Origin of the sequence: Streptomyces sp. PH10-H1 (genome assembly GCF_030063355.1) — a bacterium.
Taxonomy (GTDB): Bacteria; Actinomycetota; Actinomycetes; order Streptomycetales; family Streptomycetaceae; genus Actinacidiphila.
In genome coordinates this window covers 65,752-78,775 of record NZ_JASISZ010000002.1, presented here as the reverse complement: position 1 = coordinate 78,775, position 13,024 = coordinate 65,752, and the positions used below count along the sequence as shown (strand labels likewise).

12 protein-coding genes and 1 tRNA gene are annotated in these 13,024 nt (G+C 69.4%); 7 read left to right on the top strand and 6 right to left on the bottom strand.

Going from position 1 to position 13,024, the window contains the following annotated elements:
- A partial coding sequence (locus QMK24_RS01595; RefSeq protein WP_283463195.1) for a crotonase/enoyl-CoA hydratase family protein occupies positions 1-738 on the top strand: 738 nt, incomplete at its 5' end.
- Between the two features lie 138 nt (positions 739-876).
- Here the strand turns inward: QMK24_RS01595 and QMK24_RS01590 are convergent.
- Together QMK24_RS01590 and QMK24_RS01585 are read right to left on the bottom strand one after the other, a co-directional pair.
- Positions 877-1,185, bottom strand: coding sequence for a hypothetical protein (locus tag QMK24_RS01590; RefSeq protein WP_283463194.1), 309 nt, complete (start codon positions 1,183-1,185; stop codon positions 877-879).
- 132 nt (positions 1,186-1,317) lie between these two features.
- Positions 1,318-1,400, bottom strand: a tRNA-Leu gene (locus QMK24_RS01585).
- A 378-nt stretch (positions 1,401-1,778) separates the two neighbouring features.
- On the opposite strand from QMK24_RS01585, the gene QMK24_RS01580 reads away from it, so the two are divergent.
- From QMK24_RS01580 to pknB, 6 genes are all read left to right on the top strand, one after another.
- Entirely contained in the window at positions 1,779-2,663 is an 885-nt protein-coding gene (locus tag QMK24_RS01580; protein WP_283463193.1) for an FHA domain-containing protein, read from the top strand.
- 10 nt (positions 2,664-2,673) lie between these two features.
- Complete coding sequence (locus QMK24_RS01575) at positions 2,674-3,189, top strand: FHA domain-containing protein FhaB/FipA (protein WP_283463192.1); 516 nt, start codon at positions 2,674-2,676, stop codon at positions 3,187-3,189.
- Positions 3,190-3,246: 57 nt separating this feature from the next.
- The gene (locus QMK24_RS01570; RefSeq protein WP_283463381.1) at positions 3,247-4,752 is read left to right on the top strand and encodes a PP2C family protein-serine/threonine phosphatase; all 1,506 of its coding nucleotides are present in this window, start codon (positions 3,247-3,249) and stop codon (positions 4,750-4,752) included.
- 22 nt (positions 4,753-4,774) lie between these two features.
- Entirely contained in the window at positions 4,775-6,175 is a 1,401-nt protein-coding gene (locus QMK24_RS01565) for an FtsW/RodA/SpoVE family cell cycle protein (protein WP_283463191.1), read from the top strand.
- The gene (locus QMK24_RS01560; RefSeq protein WP_283463190.1) at positions 6,172-7,635 is read left to right on the top strand and encodes a peptidoglycan D,D-transpeptidase FtsI family protein; all 1,464 of its coding nucleotides are present in this window, start codon (positions 6,172-6,174) and stop codon (positions 7,633-7,635) included. Before QMK24_RS01565 ends, QMK24_RS01560 begins: the two co-directional genes overlap by 4 nt.
- 178 nt (positions 7,636-7,813) lie before the next feature.
- On the top strand, positions 7,814-9,769 hold the full coding sequence (pknB, locus tag QMK24_RS01555; RefSeq protein WP_283463189.1) for a Stk1 family PASTA domain-containing Ser/Thr kinase: 1,956 nt from the start codon (positions 7,814-7,816) through the stop codon (positions 9,767-9,769).
- A 68-nt stretch (positions 9,770-9,837) separates the two neighbouring features.
- Here the strand turns inward: pknB and QMK24_RS01550 are convergent, their stop codons facing one another.
- Genes QMK24_RS01550 through QMK24_RS01535 form a run of 4 tightly spaced genes read right to left on the bottom strand, consistent with a single transcriptional unit; the run spans position 9,838 to position 13,021 of the window.
- Positions 9,838-10,530, bottom strand: a complete 693-nt coding sequence (locus tag QMK24_RS01550) for a class E sortase (protein WP_283463188.1) — start codon at positions 10,528-10,530, stop codon at positions 9,838-9,840.
- A gap of 45 nt (positions 10,531-10,575) precedes the next feature.
- Complete coding sequence (locus QMK24_RS01545) at positions 10,576-12,213, bottom strand: class E sortase (RefSeq protein ID WP_283463187.1); 1,638 nt, start codon at positions 12,211-12,213, stop codon at positions 10,576-10,578.
- A complete protein-coding gene (locus tag QMK24_RS01540) occupies positions 12,210-12,848 on the bottom strand; it encodes an aminodeoxychorismate/anthranilate synthase component II (RefSeq protein ID WP_283463186.1) in 639 nt (212 codons plus the stop codon). Before QMK24_RS01540 ends, QMK24_RS01545 begins: the two co-directional genes overlap by 4 nt.
- Positions 12,845-13,021 (bottom strand): hypothetical protein, encoded by a 177-nt coding sequence (locus QMK24_RS01535; RefSeq protein WP_283463185.1) that lies wholly within the window; start codon positions 13,019-13,021, stop codon positions 12,845-12,847. The genes QMK24_RS01540 and QMK24_RS01535 overlap by 4 nt, the downstream gene beginning before the upstream one ends.
- Positions 13,022-13,024: the final 3 nt, after the last annotated feature.

The following is a 13,024-nucleotide window of genomic DNA, read 5'->3' as shown; positions in this document are numbered from 1 at the left end:
CCCGTCACCACCGTCGTCCTGAACCGCCCCGGGGTGCGCAACGCCGTCGACGGCCCCACCGCCGCCGCCCTCGCCGCCGCCGTCCGGGACTTCGACGCCGACCCCGAAGCCGCTGTCGCCGTCCTGTGGGGCCAGGGCGGCACCTTCTGCGCGGGCGCCGATCTCAAGGCCGTCGGCACCGACCGGGGGAACCAGGTCACCGAGGACGGTGACGGCCCCATGGGCCCGACCCGACTGCGGCTGTCCAAACCCGTCATCGCCGCGATCAGCGGCCACGCCGTCGCGGGCGGGCTGGAACTCGCACTGTGGTGCGACCTCCGCGTAGCCGAGCAGGACGCCGTCCTCGGCGTCTTCTGCCGCCGCTGGGGCGTTCCGCTGATCGACGGCGGCACCGTACGGCTGCCCCGCCTCATCGGCGAGAGCCGGGCGATGGACCTGATCCTGACCGGCCGCCCGGTCCCCGCCCCCGAGGCCCACGCCATCGGCCTCGTCAACCGCCTCGTGCCCCCCGGCCAGGCTCTCAGCGCCGCCCGCGAACTGGCCGCCGACATCGCCCGCTACCCCGCCGCCTGTATGCGCGCCGACCGCCTCTCGGCCCGCGAACAGGCCGGCCTCGCCGAACCCGAAGCTCTCCGCCAAGAACTCCGCAACGCCTCCGCCGCCCTCGCCGGAGTAACCACCGGCGCCCACCGCTTCACCTCCGGCCTGGGCCGCCACGGCGATTTCCACACCATCTGACCCCGTGCCACACGTCACACCGCACCGAGCGCACCCGCGCCGCCTCTGAACACCGCAACGGTCCCCGGAACACGTCTGCCGCGCACCCCCGTGGGCGCGCGGCAGACAGTCGTCCGGAGTTTCCCGGAAGGGGCCCGGTCAGCCGGCTGAGACGACCGTCGTCCAGTCGAGGGCGCCGTGGGCAGCTTTCGCGGGTGCGAAGCCGCCGCCCGTGCGTCCGGCGAAGAACTTCAGGGTGCCGTGCCCCGTGGCGGCGTAGAGGTCGGCGACACCGTCACCATTGGCGTCACCGGCACTGAGGATCCGCGGGTAGGCCGCGGCGGTGAAGCCCGTGCCGAAGGCCCTCCAGTCCGCGGGGCCGGCGATCGTCCCGTCGGCGTTGCCTGCCGCGAGAGTGAGCGTGCCGGCGCTGTCGTCACGGAACAGGAGATCGGCGACGCCGCCCACGACCCGCCCACGACCCGCCGACGACCCGCCGACGACCCGCAACAACCCCGGACGACCCGGCAACGAGAAACGGGCCCCTGCCAGAGACTTTCGTCACTGCCAGAGACCCGTTTCGCCGGTATCTCTACCCTGTGCGCGAGGGGGGATTTGAACCCCCACGTCCCGAAGGACACTGGCACCTGAAGCCAGCGCGTCTGCCGTTCCGCCACTCGCGCATAAGTGGCGCCGGTCGGTTCTCCTCCACCTTGCGGACCTTGGTCCGGGCAGTGCGGGAGCGCCTTCCGACTCGAGAAGATTAGCACGCCACCTGGGGTGGAATCACACCCGTTTCCGCCTGCCCCGGCTCCCGCCCCCGGCCCCCGTCCGGGCCGTGTACCCGAGCCCGGACCGGGCAGGGTTCTCCGGAGAGCACCGCGCTGTACGGCGGCGTCCCCGGTTGCGGGACACTGGACAGGAGCCGCATCTACCATCCCAGTGGCACGTGTGAGGGTTGACACTGCCCCGTCCCACCGGTTCGGGGAACCAGCTGTTTTCCCGAGGCGTGGATACGATCAGTAAGCAGTATCGGAAGAGCCCGAGGAGGGAGGTGCCCCATGGGAGTACTGAAGCGCTTCGAGCAGCGTCTCGAGGGCTTTGTGAACGGCACCTTCGCCAAGGTGTTCAAGAGCGAGGTCCAGCCTGTCGAGATCGCGGGCGCGCTCCAGCGTGAGTGCGACAACAACGCCACGATCTGGAATCGCGACCGTACGGTGGTGCCCAACGACTTCGTCGTCGAGCTGAGTACGCCCGACTTCGACCGGCTCAGTCCGTACTCCGTGCAGCTCGGTGAAGAACTCGCCGGCATGGTGAAGGACTACGCCAAGCAGCAGCGCTACACCTTCATGGGCGGCATCAAGGTCCACCTGGAGAAGGCCGACGACCTCGACACCGGTCTGTACCGGGTGCGCAGCCGCACGCTCGCCTCCAGCGAGTCCCAGCAGCCCCAGAACCAACAACAGGACCAACAACAGGACCAACAGCAGAGCCCGCCGCCGCAGCTCAAGCAGCACGAGCCGCCGCGCGCCGCGGCTCCGTACCGCCCCTCGGGTCCGCCGCCGATGCCGGCGGGACCGCCTCCGGGCGGACGTGCCGGCGGACCGGCGCCCGTCACGCGGCTGCCGGGCGGCGGATCGCCCCCGGGAGGCCCCTCAGGTGGCGCTGTGCGGCGCTGGATCGAGATCAACGGCAACCGGCACCAGATTTCCCGGCCGACGCTCGTACTCGGCCGCAGCACCGAGGCGGATGTACGGGTCGACGACCCGGGTGTCTCGCGCCGGCACTGCGAAATCAGGGTCGGATCGCCTTCCGTGGTCCAGGACCTCGGATCAACAAACGGCATTGTGGTGGACGGGCAGCACACCCAGCGCGCTACGCTCCGCGACGGCTCTCGCATCGTCGTGGGGAGCACCACCATCGTGTACCGGCAAGCCGAAGGGTGAAGCGGGGGAAATGTCAGAGCTGACCCTGACGGTCATGCGGTTGGGTTTCCTCGCCGTACTGTGGCTGTTCGTCATCGTCGCGGTACAGGTCATCAGAAGTGACCTGTTCGGGACCCGGGTGACCCAGCGCGCGGCACGGCGCGGGGCCGATCAGTCCCGTCCACCGCAGCAGCGCCAACAACAGGCGCAGGCCCAGCGGCAACCGCCGCAGAACAACCGACAGCGCCGCGGCGCCCCGACCAAGCTGGTCGTCGCCGAGGGCTCGCTGACGGGCACCACGGTCGCGTTGCAGGGCCAGACCATCACGCTGGGCCGGGCGCACGACTCAACAATCGTGCTCGACGACGACTACGCGTCCAGCCGGCATGCCAGGATCTACCCGGACCGGGACGGCCAGTGGATCGTCGAGGACCTCGGATCCACCAATGGCACTTACTTGGACCGGAACCGGCTGACCACGCCGACCCCGGTGCCGATCGGTGCGCCGATCCGCATCGGGAAGACCGTCATCGAGCTGCGGAAGTAGTCGCACAATGGGCGAGCGGAGCCAGCGAGCGCGAGCGAGAGGGTGGGCAGCGTGCGGATGTATCCGGAGCCGACGGGCGAGGTGCGCATGACTCTGAGCCTGCGTTTCGCCGCCGGTTCGCACAAGGGCATGATCCGGGAGGGCAACGAGGATTCCGGCTATGCCGGTCCGCGCCTGCTCGCGATCGCCGACGGTATGGGCGGCCAGGCGGCCGGTGAGGTCGCCTCGTCCGAGGTGATCTCCACCATCGTCACGCTCGACGACGACATTCCCGGATCGGACATCCTCACCTCGCTCGGCACCGCCGTGCAGCGCGCCAACGACCAGTTGCGCGTCATGGTCGAGGAGGACCCGCAGCTGGAGGGCATGGGCACCACGCTCACCGCCCTGCTGTGGACCGGGCAGCGGCTCGGCCTCGTCCATGTCGGCGACTCCCGTGCGTACCTGCTGCGCGACGGTCTGCTCACGCAGATCACGCAGGACCACACCTGGGTGCAGCGGCTCGTCGACGAGGGCCGGATCACCGAGGAGGAGGCCACCACCCACCCGCAGCGCTCCCTGCTGATGCGCGCGCTGGGCAGTGGCGAGCATGTGGAGCCGGATCTGTCGATCCGCGAGGTGCGGGTCGGCGACCGGTATCTGATCTGCTCCGACGGCCTGTCCGGCGTCGTCAGCCACCAGACCCTCGAGGACACCCTCGCCGGTTACCAGGCGCCGAACGAGACCGTGCAGGAGCTGATCCAGCTCGCGCTGCGCGGCGGCGGCCCCGACAACATCACCTGCATCGTCGCCGACGTCCTGGACGTGGACGACGGCGACACGCTGGCCGGCCAGCTCAACGACACCCCCGTCGTGGTGGGCGCGGTCGCCGACAGCCAGCTGCCGGTCTCCGACCCCCGGCATCTGCAGACCCCGGCGGGCCGCGCCTCGGAACTGGGCCGCACCCCGCCACCGCAGCAGGCGGGCCCCGCGGGCTCCTTCGGGCCGCCTGGCAGCGGCGATCTGGCGATGACCGGCGCGCCACCGCTGGGCACCTTCGGCGCCTATGACGACGCGGACCTCGACAAGCCCGTCAAGACGCGCAAGTGGCTCAAACGGTCGATCGTCCTGGCGGTCGTCCTCGGCGTCATCGGCGGCGGCCTGTACGCCGGCTACCGGTGGACCCAGACCCAGTACTACGTCGGCGCCAAGGACACCCACGTCGCCGTCTACCAGGGCATCGACCAGAAGCTGGCCTGGATCAGCCTGTCGAAGGTCCATCAGGACCGCCCCGAGATCGAACTCAAGTACCTGCCGAGCTACCAGCGGGACCAGGTCGAGGCCACCATCGCGCTGAGCAGCCTCGGCCAGGCCACCGACAAGGCCGATGAACTGGCCAAGCAGGCCGAGGTCTGCAAGAAGGTCGCAGCCGGCAAGACCGCCACCGAGAAGGCCAAGGCCGCCGCGAAGGTGGCCCAGGACAAGCTCAACAAGGCGACCGGCACCGCCCCGTCCCCGACGCCCAGCCCCACCCTCTCGCCCGACGAACAGAAGCTGGCCCCGCAGTGCGGCACCCAGCAGTAGTACGAGGAGGGGGCAGCTCTTCATGAGTGCCAGCAACACCAGCACGATCTCTTCCGTCGGCGCACCCAGCCGGCGCAACACCGAGCTAGCGCTGCTCGTCTTCGCCGTCCTGGTCCCGGTCTTCGCCTACGCCAACGTCGGCCTCGCCAAGGACGGCTCGCTCCCCGCCGGCCTGCTCGGCTACGGGCTCGGCCTCGGTCTGCTCGCGGGCATCGCGCACCTCATCGTGCGGAAGTTCGCGCCCTACGCGGACCCGCTGATGCTGCCGATAGCGACGCTGCTCAACGGTCTGGGCCTCGTGCTCATCTGGCGCCTGGACCTGGAGCCGGCGATCACCACGGCGCGGCTCGGCGGCGCCATGGCCCCCAAGCAGCTGCTGTGGTCCGCGGTGGGCGTCGCGCTCTTCGTGGGCGTTCTGGTCTTCCTCAAGGACCACCGGATCCTGCAGCGCTACACGTACATCTCCATGGTCGCGGCGCTGATCCTGCTGATCGCCCCGGTCTTCTTCCCGGCCCGGTTCGGCGCGCGCATCTGGATCACCCTCCCCGGTATCGGGTCGCTCCAGCCGGCCGAGTTCGCGAAGATCATCATCACGGTGTTCTTCGCGGGCTACCTGATGGTGAAACGGGACGCCCTCGCGCTGGCCAGCCGCCGCTTCATGGGGCTGTACCTGCCGCGCGGCCGCGACCTCGGACCGATCCTGGTGCTCTGGGCGCTGAGCCTGGTCATCCTGATCTTCGAGACCGACCTGGGCACCTCGCTGCTCTTCTTCGGCCTCTTCGTGATCATGCTGTACGTCGCCACCGAGCGCACCAGCTGGATCGTCTTCGGCCTGCTGCTCAGCGCCGGCGGAGCCATCGCCGTCGCCACCTTCGAGGCCCACGTCAGAGTCCGTGTGGACAACTGGCTGCACCCGCTGGACCTCGCGTCCAACGGCGGCGTCACCGAGACCGCGCAGGCCATGTACTCCTTCGGCTCCGGCGGCCTGTTCGGCTCCGGACTCGGCCAGGGCTACTCCCGGCTCATCGGCGGTATCGCCCCCAAGAGCGACTACATCCTCGCCACCATCGGCGAGGAGCTCGGGCTGGCCGGCGTGATGGCGATCATCCTGCTCTACGGACTCCTCATCGAGCGTGGTCTGCGCACCGCCCTCGCGGCCCGCGACCCGTTCGGCAAGCTGCTCGCGATCGGCCTGTCCGGCGCGTTCGCGCTCCAGGTCTTCGTGGTCGCGGGCGGCGTCACCGGACTCATCCCGCTGACCGGCATGACCTTGCCGTTCCTGGCCCAGGGCGGCTCGTCCGTCATCGCGAACTGGGCGCTGGTGGCCATCCTGCTGCGCATCAGCGACACCGCACGACGCCCGGCACCCAGCCCCGCCCCGTCAACCGATGCCGAACCGACCCAGGTGGTGCGCACCCAGTGAACAAGCCCCTGCGCCGGGTCGCAGTCTTCTGCGGCCTGCTCGTCCTCGCCCTGCTGATCCGGGTCAACTACGTGCAGTTCGTCCAGGCCGACGCGCTCGCCAACGACAAGCACAACCGCCGGGTCAACATCAACCAGTTCGCCCAGCCGCGGGGCGACATCATCGTCGACGGAAAGTCGATCACCGGCTCCGTCGAGACCACCGGCAGCGACTTCAAGTACAAGTCGACCTTCAAGGACGGCCCCATGTGGGCCCCCGTCACCGGCTACGCCTCCCAGGCGTTCCAGTCGTCCTTCCTCGAAGGCGTCTACGACAAGATCCTCACCGGCAACGACGACCGGCTGTTCTTCAACCGCACCATCGACATGCTGACCGGCAAGGAGAAGCAGGGCGGCAAGGTCATCACCACCCTGAACGCCAAGGCGCAGCGGGCGGCCTTCGAGGGACTGGGCAACAAGAAGGGCGCGGTCGCCGCGATCGACCCCCGTACCGGCGCGATCCTGGCCATGGCCAGCACGCCCTCGTACGACCCGTCGACGATCGCCGGCAACTCCAAGAGCGACGAGAAGAACTGGCTCGCCCTCCAGAAGAAGAACAACCCCGACGACCCGATGCTCAACCGGGCGCTGCGCCAGACCTACCCGCCCGGCTCGACCTTCAAGGTCGTCACGGCCGCCGCGGCGCTGGAGAACGGCCTGTACAGCGACGTCGACGCGCCGACCGACTCGCCGCTGCCCTGGCAGCTGCCGCTCAGCTCCAAGCTGCTGGAGAACGAGGGCGACCTGCCCTGCAAGAACGCTTCGCTGCGGATCGCGCTGCAGGTGTCCTGCAACACCGTCTTCGGTCACATGGGCGACCAGCTCGGCAAGGACAAGATGCGCGCGGAGGCCGAGAAGTTCGGCTTCAACGCCGAGCACCTGGTCCCGGTCCGCGCCGACGCGAGCGTCTACTCCAAGGAGATGGACCGGCCGTCCAACGCGCTCTCCTCGATCGGCCAGTACAACACCGCCGCCACCCCGCTGCAGATGGCCATGGTCGTCGCCGCGATCGCCAACAACGGCAAGCTCATGGCGCCGTACATGGTCGACAAGCTCCAGGCCCCGAACCTCAACGTGGTGGAGCAGCACAACACCGAGGCGCCGATGAGCACGCCGTTGTCGCCCGCCAACGCCCAGAAGCTCCAGCAGATGATGGAGAGTGTGGTGAAGGACGGCACCGGCAAGAACGCCCAGATCGACGGCGTCACCATCGGCGGCAAGACCGGCACCGCGCAGAACGGCGTGGGCAACAGCAAGAACCCGTACGCCTGGTTCATCTCCTACGCCAAGACCGGCGACGGCTCCCCGGTCGCCGTCGCGGTCGTCGTGGAGGACTCCGACGCCTCCCGTGGAGATATCTCCGGCGGCGGCCTGGCCGCCCCGATCGCCAAGAAGGTCATGGAGGCCGTACTGAACAAGTGACACGGGGCACGTGACGCACATCACGAGCCGGGTTGTTTCCCCCCCATAACCGCCCCATCGCCGCACGTGGCGGTACCGGTCGGATATCGGGACCCGGCCACGTCCCGGATCCATCCAGCGTGCCGGGTACCGTATGCCCGAGCATCCACAGGGCACGGTTAAGGGAAGGGCAAGAGCTATGGAAGAGCCGCGTCGCCTCGGCGGCCGGTACGAGCTGGGTTCGGTGCTCGGCCGCGGTGGTATGGCCGAGGTGTACCTCGCCCACGACACCCGGCTCGGCCGCTCCGTCGCTGTGAAGACGCTCCGGGTGGATCTCGCTCGCGACCCGTCCTTCCAGGCCCGGTTCCGCCGTGAGGCCCAGTCGGCCGCCTCCCTGAACCATCCGTCGATCGTCGCGGTGTACGACACCGGCGAGGACTACGTCGACGGCATCTCCATCCCGTACATCGTGATGGAGTACGTCGACGGCTCCACCCTCCGCGAACTGCTGCACTCCGGGCGCAAGCTGCTGCCCGAGCGCTCGCTGGAGATGACCGTCGGCATCCTGCAGGCCCTGGAGTACTCCCACCGCGCCGGCATCGTGCACCGCGACATCAAGCCCGCGAACGTGATGCTCACGCGCAACGGCCAGGTCAAGGTCATGGACTTCGGCATCGCCCGCGCCATGGGCGACTCCGGCATGACCATGACGCAGACCTCCGCGGTCATCGGCACGGCCCAGTACCTCTCTCCCGAGCAGGCCAAGGGCGAGCAGGTCGATGCCCGCTCCGACCTCTACTCGGCCGGCTGCCTGCTGTACGAGCTGCTCACCGTGCGCCCGCCGTTCGTCGGCGACTCCCCGGTGGCCGTCGCGTACCAGCATGTGCGCGAGGACCCGCAGCCGCCGTCGGTCTGGGATCCCGAGATCACCCCCGAAATGGACGCCATCGTCCTCAAGGCGCTGGCCAAGGATCCCGATTACCGGTACCAGTCGGCCGACGAGATGCGCGCCGACATCGAGTCGTACCTCGACGGCCAGCCCGTCGCCGCGACCGCCGCCATGGGCTCGGTCGGGTACGCCGGCTACGGGGACGGCGCGCCCACCACGGCGCTGCCGCAGCAGAACCCGCAGACCTCCATGCTCCCCCCGGTCCGTGACGACGACGGCGGCTACGGCTACGACGACCGCCCGGACCGCCGCCGGCAGAAGAAGAGCCACACGTCGACCGTGCTGCTCGTCCTGGCGGGCATCCTCGTCCTGGTCGGCGCGATCTTCCTCGGCCGGGCGCTGTTCAACGGCAACAAGGCCCCGGACTCCCTCACCGCCCCGAACCTCGTCGGCAAGACCTTCGCGGACGCCCAGAGCGCGGCCACCAACGTCGATCCGACCATCAAGGTCGTCAAGGGCGCGAGCAAGTTCTGCGAAGCCCAGCCGGTGGACGCCGTCTGCGAACAGACGCCGAAGGCCAACGAGGCGCTCCCGGCCAACAACAAGACCATCACCGTCCTGCTCTCCAAGGGCGTGGCCCCGGTGAAGGTCCTGGATGTCGTCAACGACAAGTTCGAGGACGCCAAGAAGGCGCTGGAAGACGCCGGGTTCCAGGTCAAGGAGGTGACCGAGACGTCCAACAGCAAGACCGAGGGCACGGTCACCAAGCAGGACCCGGCAGGCGGCACCCTGAAGCCCAAGGACACGGTCATCACGCTGACCGTCGCCAAGAAGCCCCAGGAGATCACGGTCAAGGACGTCACCCAGATGCCCGTCGACCAGGCCAAGCAGACGCTCACGGACCAGGGTCTGAGGGTGAAGACCCAGGACGAGGAGTCGGCCGACAAGCCGGTGGGCTCCATCATCCGGCAGGACCCGGTGGGCGGCAGCACGGCTCAGCCCAACCAGCTGGTCACCCTGTTCATCGCCAAGGCCCCGCAGTCGCAGCAGCCTGTCGCCATCCCCGGCGACCTGATCGGCAAGTCGCTGAAGGACGCCAGGGCCGAGCTGATGGCCCTGGGCCTGAACGTCCAGGTCATCGGGTCGAAGCAGGGTGACGCCGTCGTCATCCAGTCCAACCCGCAGGCGAACCAGCCCGTCCAGCCGGGCAGCGCCGTTCAGCTCTTCACCAGCGGCGGAACGGGCAACGACCTGTTCGGCGGCTAGCCGCAGCATGTGAACGGACGAAGGGGGCCACGGACATCGCGTCCGTGGCCCCTTCGCGTTCTAGGCGGTCAACTCAGTTCGGCGGGCGGCGTGCGGTTCGCGTCGGCCTTCTCGGTGCGGACGAGCTCGGCCCAGACCACGTAGCGGTAGTCCGAGGTGAAGACGGGAGTGCAGGTCGTGAGGGTGATGTAGCGGCCGGGTGTCTTCCTGCCGGACTCGGTCGGGATCTGGTTGATGACGCCGACGTTGTACTTCGAGGTCTCGTCGAGGATGGAATAGACCTTGTAGACGTACCAGGAGTCCTTGTCCTCGAAGACGACCGGATCACCGTTCTTGATCTTGTCGATGTTGTGGAACTTGGCGCCGTGGCCGTCCCGGTGGGCGGCGAGCGTGAAGTTGCCCTGCTTGTCCCACGGCATCGCCGACGCGACGGGGGCGCTGTAGTACCCGGCGACGCCCTCGTTGAGGACGCCGCTGCCGGTGCCCTTCTTGACCAGGACCTCGAAGTTCCTGCCCATCGCGGGGACGTGCAGGAAGCCGATGCCGTCCTTGGTGTCGAGGCCGCGGGGGTCGGTCGCGGCCCAGTTCTGGCGGACCTTCTCGCCGTCCCTCTTCGCGTGCCGATCGGCTATGACGTTCGTCCACCACAGGGAGTAGACGACGAACAGGGCCAGCACCAGCCCTACGGTGATCAGCAGTTCGCCGATCACACTGATGACGGCCGCGACCGGGCCCCGCCCGCCGCGATTGGTCGTGGTCACCGCTGTTCCGTTCTGTGGCAGTCCGTTGTCCGGCCCTGTGGCCGGTCAGCCGGGCAGCGCTGCGGGCTTGCCCTCGCTGCGCGGCCGTTCCTCGACCATCTTGCCCCAGACGATCATCCGGTAGGTGCTGGTGAACTCCGGGGTGCATGTGGTGAGGGTGATGTAGCGGCCCGGCTTGGTGAATCCGGAGCCGGTCGGGACCGGCTGGATCACCGTGACGTTCGACGGCGAGGTGCTCGGCAGCGCGCTCGTCATCTCGTAGGTGTAGTAGGTGGTTTCGGTCTCCACCACGATCTTGTCACCCGGCACGAGCTGGTTGATGTAGCGGAACGGCTCGCCGTGGGTGTTGCGGTGGGCCGCGAGCGCGAAGTTGCCCTGCTTGTCCCACGGCATCGCGGTCTTCAGGGCGCCGGTGTAATGGCCGATCATGCCCTTGTCGAGGACGCTGTGCTTCGATACGCCCTCGGCGATCGGGGCCTTCACATCCAGCTTGGGTATGTACATGATCGCGAAGCCCTGGCCGGGGGAGAAGGCACCGGCCTTGCGGGCATCGCTGTTCTTGTCGGGCTGCTTGTCGCTGTTCCACTGGTTCTGCAGAGCGCTGGTCGCACCGCTGGCCTGCTGGTGGGCGCGGATGTTGGTCCACCAGAGCTGGTAGGTGACGAAGAGCAGCATCAGCACACCGACGGAGATGAACACCTCGCCGATCACCCTGCTGAGAATCACCGCCGGGCTGTCCTTGGCCGCCCGCGCCGCCCGCCTGGCCTCCAGCCGGGTCAGAGGGGCCGTCTGAGTAGCCGGTACGGGCTCGGTGGCCCCGGAAGCCGTACGACCCCGTGCCCGGTGCCCAGCGCCCTGTCTGGCCGCCGCCTTGCGGCGCTCGGCGCGACCGCCGGGCCCCGGACCATCGGCCTCGGGCGCCACGCCCGTCCCGTGCGTCTCACCGGCCGCTTCGTTCGCGTCCGTTTGGTCAGTACCGTCGGCCGGCCCGGGGGGTGTCCCGTCGGGTGTCCCCCCGGGTGTCCCGTCCGGTCGCACCGCCGGAAACTGCGCGGTCTCCCCGGGCACGCCACGGCGCCGGACCCTGGGGGCCACGGGTGGCGAGACCTGCTGCGGTGCCCCGGTGCCGGTCTCGGCGCCGGGAGCGGCGTGGCCGGCCGGCCACGCCGACGCGACATCGTCAGGATCGTCAGGCGTTCGGGGCTCGGCACGGGTCCGGGACCACTGCGGTGCGTCGGGTATCGGCCAGGTGACGGGCTCGCTGTATCCGGCGTCGTACCCCGCGTCGTACGTCCGGCCGTACCCGTCGCCGGACGCGGGCGGCGGGGACGGCTGCTGGGGCGGTGCCTGCGGGGACGGTGCCGGCTGAGAGGTTGCCTGCTCGGGCAGGTCGTGCGGGCGGAACCAGGGGGATCCCGTGGCCGGCTGCTCGGGCGCGGTGCCCGGATCGGAGGCCGGATCGGGAGCCGGCGCGGCTATCGGTGCCTGCACCCGCTCCTGCACCAGCGGTTCCTGCTCCCACTCCCGCATCGGCGGTTCCTGCACCTGCGGTTCCCGCGCCGCCGGAATCAGCGGGCGGCCCGGCAGAGGGTCACTGAGCGGGTCGGCGAGCTGCTCGACCGCCGCGGCGAACTGCCCCGTGTCCTCGTAGGACGGGCGCTCCTCCGGGCGGACGCCCGTCACACCCCGGCCCTGCCGACCACGGGCGCCAGGCCCGCCGAGCGGCCCGGGGCGCCCTCGTCTCCGCACGCCACCAGCCAATTGGCGAGCATCAGATGGCCCCATTCGGTGAGCACCGACTCAGGGTGGAACTGAACGCCCTCGACGGCCGCGTCACGGTGCCGCAGCCCCATGATGATGCCGCTGTCGGTCCAGGCGGTGACCTCGAACTCCGGCGGCACGGTGTCCCGTTCGACAGCCAGGGAGTGGTACCGGGTGGCGGTGAAGGGCGACGGCAGTCCGGCGAACACCCCGGTGCCCTCGTGGGTGACCAGCGAGGTCTTGCCGTGCAGCAGTTCGGGCGCCCGGCCGACCACGCCGCCGTAGGCGACCGCCATGGACTGCAGGCCCAGGCAGACCCCGAAGACCGGCACCCCGGTCTCCGCGCAGTGCCTGACCATCTCGACACAGACCCCGGCCTGCTCGGGCGCTCCGGGACCGGGGGAGAGCAGCACCCCGTCGAACCCGTCCTGCGCGTGCGTGAGCGCGACCTCGTCGTTGCGCAGGACCTCGCACTCGGCGCCGAGCTGGTAGAGGTACTGGACCAGGTTGAAGACGAAGCTGTCGTAGTTGTCCACGACGAGGATGCGAGCGGTCATCGGACGGCGCCCATCCCGTTGTCCACGGTCACGTCGTTGAACGGCAGCAGCGGCTCCGCCCACGGGAAGACGTACTGGAACAGGACGTACACGACGGCCAGTGCCAGCACGAGCGAGAACAGCGCCCTGAGCCATACGTTGCCCGGCAGATGCCGCCAGATCCAGCCGTACATGCG

Excerpts from the sequence above, each read along its gene's own strand:
- QMK24_RS01580 (WP_283463193.1), top strand. The coding sequence starts at position 1,779 with ATGGGAGTACTGAAGCGCTTCGAGCAGCGTCTCGAGGGCTTTGTGAAC.
- QMK24_RS01575 (WP_283463192.1), top strand. The coding sequence starts at position 2,674 with ATGTCAGAGCTGACCCTGACGGTCATGCGGTTGGGTTTCCTCGCCGTA.
- QMK24_RS01570 (WP_283463381.1), top strand. The coding sequence starts at position 3,247 with ATGTATCCGGAGCCGACGGGCGAGGTGCGCATGACTCTGAGCCTGCGT.
- QMK24_RS01565 (WP_283463191.1), top strand. The coding sequence starts at position 4,775 with ATGAGTGCCAGCAACACCAGCACGATCTCTTCCGTCGGCGCACCCAGC.
- pknB (WP_283463189.1), top strand. The coding sequence starts at position 7,814 with ATGGAAGAGCCGCGTCGCCTCGGCGGCCGGTACGAGCTGGGTTCGGTG.
- QMK24_RS01540 (WP_283463186.1), bottom strand. The coding sequence starts at position 12,848 with ATGACCGCTCGCATCCTCGTCGTGGACAACTACGACAGCTTCGTCTTC.
- QMK24_RS01535 (WP_283463185.1), bottom strand. The coding sequence starts at position 13,021 with ATGTACGGCTGGATCTGGCGGCATCTGCCGGGCAACGTATGGCTCAGG.